Annotated in this window: 12 protein-coding genes and 1 pseudogene; 9 read left to right on the top strand and 4 right to left on the bottom strand. The window is 66.2% G+C overall.

Annotated features, from left to right (window positions below):
- Positions 1 to 86 precede the first annotated feature (86 nt).
- From NJH59_RS15835 to NJH59_RS15820, 4 genes are read left to right on the top strand one after another with little or no spacing between them, the layout of a single operon-like run.
- Complete coding sequence (locus NJH59_RS15835) at positions 87 to 1,715, top strand: response regulator (protein WP_058540676.1); 1,629 nt, start codon at positions 87 to 89, stop codon at positions 1,713 to 1,715.
- On the top strand, positions 1,712 to 2,494 hold the full coding sequence (locus tag NJH59_RS15830) for an endonuclease/exonuclease/phosphatase family protein (protein WP_043862922.1): 783 nt from the start codon (positions 1,712 to 1,714) through the stop codon (positions 2,492 to 2,494). Before NJH59_RS15835 ends, NJH59_RS15830 begins: the two co-directional genes overlap by 4 nt.
- Positions 2,491 to 3,702, top strand: coding sequence for a cardiolipin synthase ClsB (clsB, locus tag NJH59_RS15825; RefSeq protein WP_054915377.1), 1,212 nt, complete (start codon positions 2,491 to 2,493; stop codon positions 3,700 to 3,702). Before NJH59_RS15830 ends, clsB begins: the two co-directional genes overlap by 4 nt.
- Positions 3,699 to 4,667, top strand: a complete 969-nt coding sequence (locus NJH59_RS15820) for a lysylphosphatidylglycerol synthase domain-containing protein (protein ID WP_253086995.1) — start codon at positions 3,699 to 3,701, stop codon at positions 4,665 to 4,667. The genes clsB and NJH59_RS15820 overlap by 4 nt, the downstream gene beginning before the upstream one ends.
- Here NJH59_RS15820 and NJH59_RS15815 read toward each other — a convergent pair.
- Together NJH59_RS15815 and NJH59_RS15810 are read right to left on the bottom strand one after the other, a co-directional pair.
- A complete protein-coding gene (locus NJH59_RS15815) occupies positions 4,619 to 6,700 on the bottom strand; it encodes an ATP-binding protein (protein WP_058540719.1) in 2,082 nt (693 codons plus the stop codon). The genes NJH59_RS15820 and NJH59_RS15815 overlap by 49 nt on opposite strands.
- A gap of 23 nt (positions 6,701 to 6,723) precedes the next feature.
- Positions 6,724 to 7,185 carry a nucleoside deaminase gene (locus NJH59_RS15810; RefSeq protein ID WP_253086994.1) on the bottom strand — a complete coding sequence of 154 codons (462 nt, stop codon included), beginning with the start codon at positions 7,183 to 7,185 and terminating at the stop codon, positions 6,724 to 6,726.
- 147 nt (positions 7,186 to 7,332) lie between these two features.
- Between NJH59_RS15810 and NJH59_RS15805 the strand changes: the two genes are divergently transcribed.
- Positions 7,333 to 8,037 (top strand): type 1 glutamine amidotransferase domain-containing protein, encoded by a 705-nt coding sequence (locus NJH59_RS15805; RefSeq protein WP_078480157.1) that lies wholly within the window; start codon positions 7,333 to 7,335, stop codon positions 8,035 to 8,037.
- A 140-nt stretch (positions 8,038 to 8,177) separates the two neighbouring features.
- The gene (locus tag NJH59_RS15800) at positions 8,178 to 8,984 is read left to right on the top strand and encodes a CSS-motif domain-containing protein (protein WP_043862927.1); all 807 of its coding nucleotides are present in this window, start codon (positions 8,178 to 8,180) and stop codon (positions 8,982 to 8,984) included.
- A 67-nt stretch (positions 8,985 to 9,051) separates the two neighbouring features.
- Here NJH59_RS15800 and hppD read toward each other — a convergent pair whose 3' ends face one another.
- A complete protein-coding gene (gene hppD / locus NJH59_RS15795; RefSeq protein ID WP_054915379.1) occupies positions 9,052 to 10,128 on the bottom strand; it encodes a 4-hydroxyphenylpyruvate dioxygenase in 1,077 nt (358 codons plus the stop codon).
- Between the two features lie 405 nt (positions 10,129 to 10,533).
- Between hppD and NJH59_RS15790 the strand changes: the two are divergent.
- Together NJH59_RS15790 and rarD are read left to right on the top strand one after the other, a co-directional pair.
- Positions 10,534 to 12,082 (top strand): annotated as a pseudogene (locus NJH59_RS15790) (EAL domain-containing protein).
- 61 nt (positions 12,083 to 12,143) lie between these two features.
- Positions 12,144 to 13,031 carry an EamA family transporter RarD gene (rarD, locus tag NJH59_RS15785; protein ID WP_253086993.1) on the top strand — a complete coding sequence of 296 codons (888 nt, stop codon included), beginning with the start codon at positions 12,144 to 12,146 and terminating at the stop codon, positions 13,029 to 13,031.
- Here rarD and NJH59_RS15780 read toward each other — a convergent pair.
- Positions 12,994 to 14,565, bottom strand: a complete 1,572-nt coding sequence (locus tag NJH59_RS15780; RefSeq protein WP_043862931.1) for a TerC family protein — start codon at positions 14,563 to 14,565, stop codon at positions 12,994 to 12,996. The two genes, rarD and NJH59_RS15780, sit on opposite strands and share 38 nt — an antisense overlap.
- A 269-nt stretch (positions 14,566 to 14,834) precedes the next feature.
- On the opposite strand from NJH59_RS15780, the gene NJH59_RS15775 reads away from it, so the two are divergent.
- Entirely contained in the window at positions 14,835 to 15,428 is a 594-nt protein-coding gene (locus NJH59_RS15775; RefSeq protein ID WP_058540672.1) for a LysE family translocator, read from the top strand.
- Positions 15,429 to 15,471: the final 43 nt, after the last annotated feature.

Raw genomic sequence — 15,471 nt, 5'->3', positions numbered from 1 at the left:
GAACCCCGCCGAAAGTGGCGTGTCCAGTGATAGTGCATGGATAAAAAGGCAATCGCCTGGCTGTGCGTTATCAAAGGAGATCGCCCGTGAACAATTCGGTGCCAAACGGCGAACGCGCACTGATACTTGCCCCGCCCACCCTCAGCCGCCTGGCGCTGAACCTGTTCGACGAAGCCGGCATACACGCGCTGGCCACCCGCGACCTGGACGAGATGGCCGATGCCCTGGGCCAGGGCGCGGGGCTGGCCATCATCGCCGACGAGTCCCTGGGCGGCTTCGTGCAGTCGCCCGTGCACAACTACCTGCGTACCCAGCCCGCCTGGTCGGACCTGCCGGTGGTGCTGCTGACCAGCCCGGCCCGGGCGCCGGACGCCGACCTGCACACGGCGCTGGGCAACCTGTTCCTGCTGGCATGCCCGTTCCAGCCCAGCGGCCTGCTGGCCCTGACCCACGCTTCGCTGCGCGCCCGCCGTCGCCAGTACCAGGCCCAGTACAGCGCGGCCCGCCTGCAGGACCTGGAGCAACGGGTGGAAGAGCAACTGCGCCACCTGCGCGAAGACGAACAACAGCTGCGCCACACGCAGAAGATGGAAGCCATCGGCCAGTTGGCCGGCGGTGTGGCCCACGACTTCAACAACCTGCTTACCGGCATCGGCGGCAGCGTGGAGCTGATCCGCCGGCGCCTTGCCCAGGGCCGCCAGGAAGACCTGCCCAAGCTTATCGACATGAGCCTGGGGGCGGTGCAGCGCGCCGCCAGCATGACCCATCGGCTGCTGGCATTCTCCAGCCGTCAGCCGCTGGATGCGGGCCCGGTCAGCCTGGCCAGCCTGCTGGACGGCGACCAGCTGCGCGCCCTGCTGACCCCGCAGATCGACCTGCAGGTCAGCCTCGACGCCGACCTGTGGCACATCGAGGTGGACGCGCAGCAGTTGCGCGAAGCCATCGACAACCTGCTGAGCAACGCCCGTGATGCCATGCCCAACGGCGGTGAGCTGCGCATCCACGCCGGCAACCGCCGCCAGGGCAAGCCGTTGCCTGGCGGGCATCCGCTGGCCAGCGGCGACTATGTGCTGCTGAGCGTGCACGACAACGGCTGCGGCATGCCGCAAAGCAGCGTGGACCGCGCCTTCGACCCCTTCTTCACCACCAAGCCCATCGGCCAGGGCACCGGGCTGGGCCTGTCGATGGTGTATGGCTTCAGTCGCCAGTCACAGGGGCACGTGGCGCTGTACAGCAGCATCGGCCATGGCACCCAGGTCGAGCTCTACCTGCCGCGTCATGTGGGGGATGTACAGGGCGCGCCAGCGCCCGCCCCCGGCCCGCCGCCGGAGGCCAATGGCAGCAACCGCGTGCTGATCGTGGAGGACGACCACACGGTGCGCCAGCTGGTCCACGAGACCCTCGCCGAGCAGGGCTACCAGTGCTGCGAGGTGGCCGACGCCAGCCTGGCACTGTCGGTTCTGCGCTCCGACCGCCCGATCGACCTGCTGATCAGCGATGTGGGGCTGCCGGGGATGAACGGGCGCCAGCTGGCGGAGATCGCGCGCAAGCTGCGCCCGGGGCTGAAGGTGCTGTTCATCACCGGCTACGCCGAAAACGCCACCTCGTGCCGGGGCTTTCTCGACCCGGGCATGCAGATGATCAACAAGCCATTCAAGTTCACCCAGCTGACGCGCAAGGTGGCGCAGATGCTCGGCCCGGGCAACGCCCCATGAGCCTGCCCCAGCCCCCGCCGGTGGCCGGCCGGCAGGTCACCGAGCACGCCGTGCGGGTGCTTACGGTGAATGTGCACAAGGGCTTCAGCGCGTTCAACCGGCGTTATGTGCTGCCCGAGCTGCGCGAGGCCGTGCGCAGCCAGGACGCCGACCTGGTGTTTCTGCAGGAGGTGCTGGGCAGCCACCGTGGCCATGCCAGCCGCCACCCGGACTGGTCCCACGTGCCGCAGTACGAGTTCCTGGCCGACAGCCTGTGGCCGCAGTACGCCTACGGGCGCAATGCGGTGTACCCGGACGGCGAGCACGGCAATGCGCTGCTGTCCAAGTTCGCCATCCGGCATTACGAAAACCTCGATGTGAGCGTGACCGGCAGCGAGCGCCGCGGCCTGCTCCACGCCGTGCTCGATGTTCCCGGCCAGCGTCCGCTGCACACCGTGTGTGCGCACCTGGGGCTGGATGAGCGCCAGCGCGTCAAGCAGTTGCGCCTGCTGTGCCGGCTGCTGGACAGCCTGCCCGCCGAGGCGCCGGTGATCGTGGCGGGCGACTTCAATGACTGGCGCCAGCGCGCCGACCAGCACCTGGCCGGCTGCGGCCTGGTGGAGGTGTTCACCCAGGCCCACGGGCGCCCCGCACGCAGCTTTCCGGCGCGCTGGCCGCTGCTGTGCCTGGACCGTATCTATGTGCGCAACGCCCAGGCCCGGCAACCCCGGGTGATGGGGCGCAAACCCTGGTCGCACCTGTCAGACCACTTGCCGCTGTTCGTGGAGGTACTGCTATGAAGGCCGACTGGCGCGAGGATAACGAGGTGCAATTGCTGATCAATGGCGAGGCGTACTTCCCGGCCGCCTTCGAGGCGATTGCCAATGCCAGGGAGCAGGTGCTGCTGGAGACCTTCATCATTTTCGAAGACAAGGTCGGCAAGCAGCTGCAACAGGTATTGATCGAGGCAGCGCAACGCGGCGTGCAGGTGGAGGTGCTGGTGGACGGTTATGGCACCGCCGACCTGAGCAACGCCTTTCTGCTGGCGCTGAGCCAGGCCGGTGTGCACCTGCAGGCGTTCGACCCGAGCCCGCGGCGGCTGGGGCTGCGCACCAACCTGTTCCGCCGCCTGCACCGCAAGATCCTGGTGATCGACGGGCACACTGCCTTTGTCGGCGGAATCAACTACAGCGCCGACCACCTGGCCGACTTCGGGCCGATGGCCAAGCAGGACTACGCCGTGCGGGTACGGGGGCCGATCGTGGCCGACCTGCAGCAGGCCACCCTGACCCTGCTCGACGCCCAGCGCGCCCGCCCTGTGCGGCCCCGGGGCTGGTGGCGCCGGGCGCCGCCGATCAGTGCCGACAGCGTGCAGGCGCGCATGTGCCTGTGCATCCGCGACAACGCCGAGCACCCCACCGACATCGAGCAGCACTACATGCGCGCCATCGTCACCGCGCGCGAACGGATCATCATCGCCAACGCCTATTTCTTCCCCGGCTACCGGATGCTGCGGGCCCTGCGCAATGCGGCCCGGCGTGGCGTGGACGTCACCCTGATCCTGCAGGGCATGCCCGACATGCCGCTGGTGCGGCTGTGCTCGCGCATGCTCTACAACTACCTGCTGCGCGACGGCGTGCGCATTCACGAGTACTGCGAGCGCCCGCTGCACGGCAAGGTCGCGGTGGTGGACCGCGAGTGGTCCACGGTTGGGTCGAGCAACCTCGACCCGCTGAGCCTGTCGCTGAACCTCGAGGCCAACCTGGTGATCCGCGACCAGGCCTTCAACCAGCTGCTGGGCGAGCACCTGCAGGCGCTGGCCCACAGCCAATGCAAGCCGGTGACCCTGCAACGGGTGCTGCGCGGCTACTGGTGGCGCGCGCCGCTGATCTTCATGGCGTTCCACTTCACCCGCCTGTTCCCGGCCATCGTCGGCTGGCTGCCTGCGCACCAGCCCCGGCTCAAGCCGCTGCAGCCGCCAGCGGCGCTCCAGGAGCCGCTGTCATGAAGCTTTCCGGCACACACTGGCAATGGGCGCGCCGGGCCCTGACCCTGGCGTTCTTCATCCTGATACCGACATTGCTGTTCATGTTGCTGCGCAACCAGGACTGGGGCGAGGTGCGTCACGCCCTGGTGTCCTACCCGCCCGGGGTGTTGCTGCTGGGCGGGGCGATTGCGGCGTGCAGCTTCGTGCTGTTCAGCTGCTATGACCTGCTGGGGCGGCGCTACACCGGCCACCAGCTGCCGGCGCGCCAGGTCGTGCCGCTGGCCTTCGTGTGCTACGCGTTCAACCTGAACCTGAGTGCCTGGGTGGGCGGGGTTGCCCTGCGCTATCGCCTGTATTCGCGCCTGGGCCTGGATGTACCGACCATCAGCCGCCTGCTCGGGCTGGGCCTGGTGACCAACTGGCTGGGCTACCTGCTGCTGGCCGGCAGCCTGTTCGCCTGTGGCCTGCCGCGCCTGCCGGCGGGAATGGAGATCGGCACCGGCGGGCTGCGCGTGATCGGTGTGCTGATGCTGCTGGCCGCTGCGGCCTACCTGGGCGCCTGCGCGTTCGCCAGGCGCCGCAGCTGGCAGGTGCGCGGGCAGATGCTCACGTTGCCGAGCATCCGCCTGGCACTGCTGCAGGCCGTCATGGGGGCATGCAACTGGCTGCTGATGGGGCTGGTGATCTACACCCTGCTGCCGGACAAGGTGGGCTACCCGAGCATCGTGGGGGTGCTGATGATCAGCAGCATTGCCGGGGTGATCACGCATATTCCGGCAGGCCTGGGGGTGCTGGAGACGGTGTTCATCACCCTGCTGCAGGGCCAGTACGCCAAGGGCACCCTGCTGGCGGCGCTGATTGCCTACCGCGTACTGTACTTTCTGCTGCCGCTGCTGGTGGCCTGCGTCGTCTACCTGCTGCTGGAGCGCGTGGCCAGTCAGGGCGCCGGCGTGCCGGCCCCCGGCCCGCGCGACTCGGCGCGCTGAAGCATGGCCTTGACCTTGCGCTGCAGGCGGTCCAGCGGGAACGGCTTGGTCAGCAGTTCCACCCCCGCCTCGAGGGTGTCGCGCTGGGCGATGGCTTCGTCGGTGTAGCCGGTGATGAACAGTATGTTCTGCTGCGGGTTGTGCCGGCGCACCTCGCTGGCCACCTGGCGCCCACTGAAACCGCCGGGCAGGCCGATGTCGGTGATCAGCAGGTCGACCGGCGGGCCGGCCAGGCACGCCGCCAGGCCTGAACGGCCATCCACGGCCTCGATCACGTCGTAGCCTTCCTGTTGCAGCACCTCCTTGATCAGCATGCGCAGGGTCGGTTCGTCATCGATCAGCAGGATCCGCCCCTTGCCCGGCACGCTGGCCTTGGCCGGCACCGGTACGCTGGCCGCAGACTGGCTGTCGGCGCCACAGTAGCGTGGCAGCACCAGCCTGATGCGGGTGCCGCCGGTATCGGACGCCTCGATCCACACCCGCCCGCCCGACTGACGCACGAAACCGTACACCATCGACAGGCCCAGGCCGGTGCCCTGGCCCACGGGCTTGGTGGTGAAGAAGGGTTCGAAGGCGCGCTCCATCACCTGGGGGCTCATGCCCTGGCCGTCGTCCTCTACCGTCAGCGAGCAGTAGTCGCCAGGGGGCAGGCCGTCCCTGCCTGCGACCCGGGCATCGTAGCGTTCGTTGCCGGTACTGATGGTCAGGCGCCCGCCGGCGCGCATCGCATCGCGTGCGTTGATGCACAGGTTGAGCAAGGCGTTTTCCAGCTGGTTGGCGTCCACCAGGGTGCGCCACAGCTGCGGCTCGACCTTCAGCTGCAGGGCGATGTCCGGGCCCAGGGTCTGGCGGATCAGGGCGTCCATGCCGTGCACCAGGGCATTGAGGTCTGCCGGGCGAGGGTCGAGGGGCTGGCGCCGGGCGAATGCCAGCAGGCGGTGGGTGAGCACCGCCGCGCGCTGGGACGCCTCCTTGGCGGCGGCGATGTAGCGATCCAGGCCGTCCAGCTGGCCACTGCCGATACGCCGCTCGATCATTTCCAGGCTGCCGCTGATGCCGGTCAGCAGGTTGTTGAAGTCGTGTGCCATGCCGGCGGTCAACTGGCCCACGGCATCCATCTTCTGGCTCTGGCGCAGCAGTTCCTCGGCTTGCACCAGGGCCGCGGCGCGCTCCTGGTCCAGGGTGATGTCGTGGCCGATGGCGGTATAGATGCCGGTGCTGGGCACGATCGACCAGTTGAACCAGCGGTAATGGCCGTCACGGTGACGGTAGCGGCACTTGAAGCCCTGCACGGTCTGCCCGGCCCGCAGTTGCTGGTGCACCGCTTCGATGCCCGGCCGGTCGTCGACATGGCACAGCTCCAGCACCGGCCTGCCGATGAACGAATCGTCCCAGCCCAGCAGCTCGCGACCGCAGGCATTGATGGCGTAGATCTGCAGGTCTTCGCGCACCAGCATCATGATGTCGCTGGACAGCTCCCAGATGCGCTCGTGGTCTGCGGTCTGCTCCATGATCTTCTGTTCGAAGGCATCGGCGCGTTCGCGCCACACCTGCTCGTTTCTGACCGTCTCGGTGGTTTCGAACACGGTGTTCAGAAAGCCCGCCACCTGGCCGGACTCGTCGCGCACCGGGCTGTAGCAGAAGGTGAAGTACGCCCGCTCCACGTCCCCGTTGCGGTCGGTATCGAGCGCGAAGTTTTCCATGAACACCGCTTCGCCGGCGTAGGCCCGCTGCGCCAGGGCGCTGATATCGTCCCACACGTCGCTCCAGATCACGCTCAGCGGCTTGCCCAGCGGCGCCGGCTTGGCGCCGAGCAAGGGCACGAACGCGTCGTTGTGGATGCTGATCAGCTCGGGGCCCCACACCAGGCAACCCGGAAACTTGGAAGCCAGCAGCATGTCCACGGCGATGCGCAGCGAAGCCTGCCATTGCGGCGCCGGCCCCAGGGCGGTGCGGCTCCAGTCGAACTGGCGTACCGCATCGCTCATGCCGCCCGACAGGTTCGGGGCCGCTTCAGAGTGGGGGGTGTGCATGATCGGGTGCGCTTCCTTGGGGCTCAAGGCTCGGACTGCTCGCCGATATCTTCGTTCCAGAGCTGGGGGTGGTCCTCGATGAATCTTCGCATCAGGCCGGTGCAGGTGGCGTCATGCAGCACCTGCAGGTTCACGCCACGGCTCTGCAGCAGGGCCTCCTCGCCCAGGAAGGTGTGGTGCTCGCCGATCACCACCTGCTTGATGCCGTACAGCAGGATGGCGCCGCTGCACATGGCGCAGGGTGACAGGGTGGTATAGAGGGTGGCGTCGGCGTACACGCTGGCCGGCTGGCGCCCGGCATCTTCGAGCGCGCTCATTTCACCGTGCAGTATCGCGCTGCCCTGTTGCACCCGGCGGTTGTGGCCGCGTCCGATGATCCTGCCCTGGTGCACGATCACCGAGCCGATGGGAATGCCACCTTCTGCCAGGCTCTTCTGCGCTTCGTCGATGGCGGCCTGCATGAACGGATCGGTGTGTGTGGACATGATGACGGTGACTCCTGTGACAGCGGCTGTATGGGTGGAAACTAGCACAACGCCCTGGGCGATGGCGGGTTTTGCGGCCGCGACTATGCTCTATAGGTTTGCTTCGCCCCACCCCTCCCCGCGCCCGATCACCAGAGGAACGCTGCAATGAGCAAGAAAGTACTGGTAGTGCTGACCAATACCGCCAGGTATCCGAGCCTCAAGCGCGCCACCGGGCTGTGGCTGGGCGAAGCCGTGCACTTCGTTGCGGTGATCGAGAAGGCCGGCTACAAGGTGGACTATGTGAGCCCCGCCGGCGGCTACGTGCCGATCGACCCGCACAGCCTGAGCATGGCCCCGGACCTGGATTGGCAGTGGTACGACGACAAGGCGTTCATGAACCGCCTGGGCGCCACCCTGGCCCCTGACCAGGTCAAGGCGCAGGACTACCACGCGATCTATTTCACCGGCGGCCACGGGGTGATCTGGGACTTCCCCGACAACACGGCATTGCAGGGCCTGGCGCGCCAGATCTTCGAGGCCGGCGGCGTGGTGGCCTCGGTGTGCCATGGCGCGGTCGGCCTGCTCAACATCAAGCTCAGTGACAACACCCTGCTGCTCAAGGACCGCGAGGTTACCGGGTTCTCCAACGTCGAGGAACAACTGGCCGAACTGGACAAGGTGGTGCCGTTTCTGACCGAGAACGAACTGGCCGCGCGCGGTGGCCTGTACAGCAAGGCCGAGGACCCCTGGCAGGAATACGTGGTGCGCGACCAGCGCGAGGGGCGCCTGATCACCGGGCAGAACCCCGCCTCCTCGGCCGCTGTCGCACGCCAGGTGCTGGCAGTACTGGCCGCATCGAAGGCAGGCTAGCCCCCCGGAGCGTCGACGAATAGCACGGCCAATGTCGTCGCGTCTTACAAGGGCAAACTACGCCCCTCACTTATGCTGAACGGCATCCGCTCAAGATGCCCGCGCGCCCCTGCGGCCCGCTCTGTCAACATAGGTGAATCATGCCCCGTCACAAATTTCGCGCTGGCCGTGTGCTGCTGGAACTGCTGGTCATCCTGTTGATCGGCCTGACCCCTGTGGGGTGCGGCCTGTTGATCATGAGCTGGCAGGTGGAAAAGATGCTGGCCGAGTCGACCCTGGTCTCGATCCAGCACACCCAGCAGGACATCGATCGCATCCTCGACTCGCTGCACAATGCCAGCAACAAGGTGCTCAACCTGGCGGACTTCCCCTGCCCGCGGGCCCTGCCCAGCCTGCGTACCGAAGTGGTGATGCGCCCCGAGCTGCGCTCGCTGGTGCTGGTGCGCGAGAACCGGGCCTACTGCAGCACGGTGCACGGCGAATACCAGCTGCTGGTCGACCCGGGCAGCTTCTTCAACCAGCGCCTGCGCCTGGAGCCGGGCAACGATGTGACCCCGGACTCGGCCATCCTGTATTACCGCCTGCAGGAGTACCCGCTCGGCGTGCTGGCCCTGGTCGACGCCAAGACCCTGCAAGCCACGATGCAGCGGGTAAAGGCCAGCGCCAATCTGGTGCTGCAGTTCGGTGACGATTACCTGTGGAGCGAGGGCAGCACCTTCGACGACGTGCTGCCCGATCACTCCGAACAGCATGTCCGCGTGCTGTCCGCCAGTTACGGGTACACCATCCATGGCGGCTACCCGGACGGCCATATCTGGCAGGCGATGCTGTCCAACGCCCAGGCCATCATCCCGTCGTTGCTGCTGGTGGGCGTCATGACCTCGGCAGCGGTGTACTGGACGCTGTTTCGCAACCGCCGCGCGCCATCGGTGCGTCGTTACGGTTGAGGCCGGCGCAGGCACAAAAAAAGGCCATCGAGGCATGCTCGATGGCCTTTTTGCATACGCGCCGCGTTTACTCGGCGGTCAGTACACCGCGGCGAACCTGGTCGCGCTCGATGGATTCGAACAGGGCCTTGAAGTTACCCTCGCCGAAGCCGTCGTCACCCTTGCGCTGGATGAACTCGAAGAACACCGGGCCCATCAGGGTTTCGGAGAAGATCTGCAGCAGCAGGCGCTTGTCGCCCGCCTCGGACGAGCCGTCCAGCAGAATGCCCCGCGACTGCAGCTCGCCCACCGGCTCGCCGTGGTTCGGCAGACGGCCTTCGAGCATTTCGTAGTAGGTATCCGGCGGCGCGGTCATGAAACGCATGCCGAGCTTTTTCAGCGCGTCCCAGCTCTTGATCAGGTCGTCGGTGAGGAAGGCGACGTGCTGGATGCCCTCGCCGTTGAACTGCATCAGGAACTCTTCGATCTGGCCGGCGCCCTTGGAGGACTCCTCGTTCAGCGGGATACGGATCATCGCGTCGGGGGCGGTCATGGCCTTGGAGGTCAGGCCGGTGTACTCACCCTTGATGTCGAAGTAGCGGATCTCGCGGAAGTTGAACAGCTTCTCGTAGAAGCCGGCCCAGTAGGCCATGCGCCCGCGATACACGTTGTGGGTCAGGTGGTCGATGATCTTGAGGCCGGCGCCGACCGGGTTGCGGTCCACGCCTTCGATCCATTTGAAGTCGATGTCGTAGATCGAGCTGCCTTCCTCGAAACGGTCGATCAGGTACAGCGGCGCGCCGCCGATACCCTTGATCGCCGGCAGGCGCAGTTCCATCGGCCCGGTCTCGATCTCGACCGGCTGGGCACCCAGCTCCAGGGCACGGGCATAGGCTTCATGGGCATTGCGCACACGGAAGGCCATGCCGCACACCGACGGACCATGCTCGGCGGCAAAGTAGGACGCCACGCTCTTGGGTTCGTTGTTCAGGATCAGGTTGATGCCGCCCTGACGGTACAGGTGCACGTCCTTGGAGCGGTGGCTGGCGACCTTGGTGAAGCCCATGATCTGGAAGATCGGCTCCAGGGTACCCGGGACAGGTGCGGCCAGTTCAATGAACTCGAAGCCCATCAGGCCCATCGGGTTTTCGAAGATATCTGCCATGTTCGTTTCCTCATCATCAAAGCGTTCAAATCACAGGGGTAGCTTGCTGTCGATGTGGAGCGAACGTGGCGGCGCGCAGGAGATGCCCCTCACACTGCGGGCGAGGTAGTCACCATAAATCAGTTTGAACCCATGACACTTCATATGGGACCTATTCTCGGCCGTCTGATCCTCCAGTGGCGAAGGACCTTATTATTGTATGCGTAACGCGATTCTACAGGGCGTAAGAAAAATTGTAAGTACTTTAGTGCCCGGGCCTGCCGACAGCGGCAGCCTCCCCTGCAGTACATCAGGCTGACGCCTCAGCTGTATACGGGCCGATGAACGGCTATGCTGTGCGCTCAGGGGTACCAGGGAAACCCTGCCCTTGAAATCATCCGCGCTCATCCCGCACAGGTAGCCACCATGCCCCTCACGAAAAAACGCCCCGGTCGCTGGACCCTGCGAGCCCTGCTGCCATGGCTGGTGGGGGCGATACCGGTGGTGTCCGGCGTGCTGATCATGCACTGGCAGGCACAGCGCGAGCTCGAGGCCAGGGCCGTGAACACGGCCGCCCTGGTCACCGGGCACTTCGAACGCATCCTCGACAACATCGCCGGCGCCGCCCAGGCCCTGTTGCCCCTGACCCGCCAACCCTGCGCAGAGGCCACACTGGCCCTGCGCGAACAGGTGACACGCGGCTCGTTCGTGCGCTCCAGCAACCTGTTTCGTGACAATGACCTGTACTGCAGTTCGCTGTTTGGCAACTTCAGCGAGCCGGTGGATGCCAAGGACTATGTCGATGGCAGCCTGTGGCTGATGAACGGCAACTCGGTGACGCCCGGCCATGCACTGCTGGCCTACCGGCTCAGCAAGGGCAACGACGGCGCCATCACCACCGTCGATGGCGACCACCTGAGCAGCGCCCTGGAGCTGCTCGACCAGGGCACCACCCTGGTGCTGCAGGTAGGCCCCAACTGGATGGGCGAAGACGGCGTGGTGCACCAGGGCCCGCCCCCGGTGTTTGCCGTGGCGCCGACGCAGCAGGCCTCGCAGCGCTATCGTTTTTCGGTGCACAGCGGTTATGCCGCTGGCGAGCCCTGGCGCCTGATGCGCGCCGAGTACCCGGGGCTGTTCGGCCTGGTGACCCTGCTGGGCGTGATGGCCGGCGCGGCCTGCCGCTGGCAGCTGCGCAGGGCCAGTTCGCCACGGGTGGAGCTGCAACGGGCACTGGAGGCCGACGAGTTCATCCCGTACTTCCAGCCGGTGGTGCGCGAGGGTGACTACCGCTGGGCCGGCGCCGAGGTGCTGATGCGCTGGCAGCACCCGCGCGAAGGCATGGTGCGCCCTGACCTGTTCATTCCCTATGCCGAGCACAGCGGCCAGATCGTGCCCATGACCCGGCGCCTGATGCAGCGCGTGGCCGAAGGCCTGGCGCCCCACGCCGAGAGCTTTGGCGACGGCTTTCATGTGGGCATCAACATCACTGCCGATCACTGCCAGGACATGGCCCTGTATGACGACTGCCGCGATTTTCTCGCCGCCTTCCCGCCTGGCCGGGTGATCCTGACCCTGGAGCTGACCGAGCGCAAGCTGGTGGTACCCAGCGACACCACCGAGCAACTGTTCGCAAGGCTGCAGGCCCTGGGGGTGATGATCGCCATCGATGACTTCGGCACCGGCCAGTCGAGCCTGGGCTACCTGCGCCAGTTCAAGGTCGACTACCTGAAGATCGACCAGAGTTTCGTGGCCATGATCGGCGTCGATGCTCTGTCGCTGCATATCCTCGACAGCATCATCGAGCTGTCGGGCAAGCTGGGCCTGGGCATTGTCGCCGAGGGCGTGGAGACCATCGCCCAGCGCGACTACCTGGCCCGGCACCGGGTGGACTTCCAGCAGGGCTACCTGTTCGCCCGGCCGATGCCGTTGGCCGAATTCGTGGCTGCATTGGGCACACAGCCGGTTGCCCAGGTGACGCGCCCCTGAGATCATGCGCGCTCACCACTTCCCTACCCCTTCGTGCTCCCGAGGCCCCCTTGTCCAGAGGCATCGTTTCATCGGTCATGGCGTCGTGTCTGTTCGCCCTGATGTACTACTACACCTCCCTGCTCACCCCCCTCGACGGCGAGGAAATCTTCGGTTGGCGCATGTTGCTGACCCTGCCGTGCATCACGCTGTTCATGCTGCTGTCCAAGGACTGGCCACTGGCAATCGGCGTACTGCAGCGCATCCGGCGCAACCCGCTGCTGTTGCTGGGGCTGGTGGGTACCTCGACATTGATGGGGCTGCAGCTGTGGGTGTTCCTGTGGGCACCGCTGCACGGGCGCAGCATGGAGGTGTCGCTGGGGTACTTCCTGCTGCCGCTGACCATGGTGCTGACCGGGCGGGTGGTGTACGGCGAGCGCCTGTCACGCCTGCAGAAGGTCGCCGTGGCCTGCGCCGTGGTGGGGGTGGGGCATGAACTGATACGCCATGGCTCGTTCGCCTGGGAAACCCTGCTGGTGGCCGGCGGCTACCCGTTCTACTTCATCTTGCGGCGCAAGTTGCGCACCGATCACCTGGGCGGGCTGTGGGCCGACATGTGCCTGATGATGCCGCCCTCGGTGTACTTCATCGTGCAGGGCCCGCTGAGCGCAGCCGACCTGTTGGCCCACCCCCAGCTCTACGTGCTGATCCCGATCCTGGGGGTGATCAGCGCCCTGGCGCTGGTCACCTACGTGATGGCCAGCCGTCTGCTGGCGTTCAGCCTGTTCGGCCTGCTCAGCTATGTGGAACCGGTGCTGCTGGTGGCGGTGGCCCTGATCCTGGGCGAGAGCATCGCCCGGGATCAGTGGCTGACCTACCTGCCGATCTGGCTGGCAGTGGTGGTGCTGGTGCTCGAGGGGGTCAGGCACCTGCTGCGTCAGCGGCGGCGTTCGGTGTAAGCCGTACCTGCCGCACCCGGCGCTCCTGCACAGCCTCGACGGTCATCAGCCAGTCGCCCCAGGTCAGTTGATCGCCCACCCGCGGCAGGCGGTCGAGCAGGCTCATGACCAGGCCGGCGAGGGTCTGGTAGTCCTCGGTGGGCTTGGCCGCAAAGCCGATCTGCGCCTGGATCTGGCGCAGGTTCAGCGCGCCGTTGACCAGGTAGCCGTCCGGCGCCTGCACGATGCCCGGCCCTTCGACTTCACTGGCATCGGGCAGCTCGCCGGCGATGGACTCGAGGATGTCGGTCATGGTCAGCACGCCGGTGAAGTCGCCGAATTCGTTGACCACGAAGGCGATGTGGGTCGACTGGCTGCGCATCTGCTCCAGCGCGTTGAGGATGCTGAAACTCTCCAGCAGGTTCAGCGGCGTGCGCGCCAGGCGCTCCAGGTCCGGCTCGTGACCGGCCAGCAGCTCCCTGAGCAGCTCCTTCTTGTGCACGAAGCCCAGCGGCTCCTCCACCCGCCCCTGGCGAATCAGCGGCAGGCGCGAGTAGGACGAATGCATCAGCGCGGTACGGATCGCCTCCGGCGGTTGCGCCAGGTCGATGAAGTCGACTTTGGCGCGCACCGTCATCAGCGTTCTGATGGGGCGTTCGGCCAGGTTCAGCACGCCGCTGATCATCACCCGTTCGCGGCGGTCGAACAGCACCTGTTCATCGCCATCCTCGACCAGGTCGGCGATGTCCTCACCCACCTCGTCGGCCTGCAACCGGCGCCCGCCCAGCATGCGCATCACCGCGTGGGCGGTGCGCTCGCGCAATGGCCGGTGCTGTTGCAGGCTGCGCTTGCGCCGGGCGCGGGCCAGCTGGTTGAACAGCTCGATCAGGATCGAGAAGCCGATTGCCGCATACAGGTACCCCTTGGGTATATGAAAGCCCAAGCCCTCGGCGGTGAGGCTGAAGCCGATCATCATCAGAAAGCCCAGGCACAGCATGATCACCGTGGGGTGGGCGTTGACGAAGCGGGTCAGCGGCTTGCTCGCGACGATCATGATGCCGATGGAGAAGATCACCGCGATCATCATGATCGACAGGTGCTCGACCATGCCCACGGCGGTAATCACCGCGTCCAGCGAGAACACTGCATCGAGTACCACGATCTGCGCCACGATCGGCCAGAACGCCGAATGGCGCGCCGGGCCCTGATGGTGGGCGACATGCCCTTCGAGACGCTCGTGCAACTCCATGGTGGCCTTGAACAGCAGGAACACACCGCCGAACAGCATGATCAGGTCACGGCCCGAGAAGCTCTTGTCGAACACCTCGAACAGCGGCGCGGTCAGCGTCACCATCCACGAGATGCTGGCCAGCAGGCCCAGGCGCATGATCAGCGCCAGCGACAGGCCGATCACCCGCGCGCGGTCGCGCTGATGGGGCGGCAGCTTGTCGGCGAGAATCGCGATGAACACCAGGTTGTCGATACCCAGTACCAGCTCGAGCACGATCAGCGTGGCAAGGCCCAGCCAGGCCGTGGGGTCGGCTAGCCATTCCATGGGCAGGTACTCAGGCGGGAAACGTCACGGGGACGGGAAAGGGAGGATGGCCAGGACGGCCGGGTACTGGGAGGCTCCGAGAACGAAGTCATATCAACCTTGGGTCAATTAGGGACGGTGATCCTACAATTTCAGCTGACTTTTCTCACAGCGTGAAATTATTTCAATCTGTGGCAAAACACGCGCTGCGGCACAGGGCAATTTCCTTCAATACCCCACCGACCTTCCCGCCTACCCTCGCTGCACCCTCCCCCTCAAGGATCTGCCGCATGAGCCTCAGCCTTTCCATGGCCGCCTTCGCCCTGGCCGCCTCCATTTCCCCTGGCCCGGTCAACATCGTTGCCCTGGGCGCCGGCGCACGGCATGGCTTGCGCCCGGCCATGCGCCACGTTACCGGCGCCACCCTGGGGTTCATCCTGCTGCTGGTACTGATCGGCCTGGGCCTGCATGAGGTGCTGCGCCACTGGCCAGGCCTTGCCGTTGCCCTGCACTGGGCCGGGGTGCTGTTTCTGCTGTACATGGCGTGGAAGCTGGCCCGCGACGACGGCGCGCTCGGTGAAGGGCGTGATACCCACGCACCCAGCCTGCTGCGCGGCGCTGCCATGCAATGGCTCAACCCCAAGGCCTGGCTGGCCTGCGTGGCGGGCATCGGCGCCTTCGTGGGCCAGGGCGAAACCGCCCTGCTGGGCCAGTTCAGCCTGATCTACCTGGTGATCTGCTACCTCTCGCTGGGCTGCTGGGCGCTGGCCGGCAGCCTGATCCGCAGCTACCTCGACAACCCGCGGCGCCTGCGCCTGTTCAATCGCAGCCTGGCCGCCCTGCTGGTGCTGAGCGCGCTGTACCTGATGCAGGGGTCTGTATGAAAAAGACGAAGGTCAGGCTTTTTTCAACCCAGCATCACCGAGT

Origin of the sequence: Pseudomonas sp. VE 267-6A (assembly GCF_024126555.1) — a bacterium.
Taxonomy (GTDB): domain Bacteria; phylum Pseudomonadota; class Gammaproteobacteria; order Pseudomonadales; family Pseudomonadaceae; genus Aquipseudomonas; species Aquipseudomonas palmensis.
This window is presented reverse-complemented; position numbering and strand designations above follow the sequence as displayed.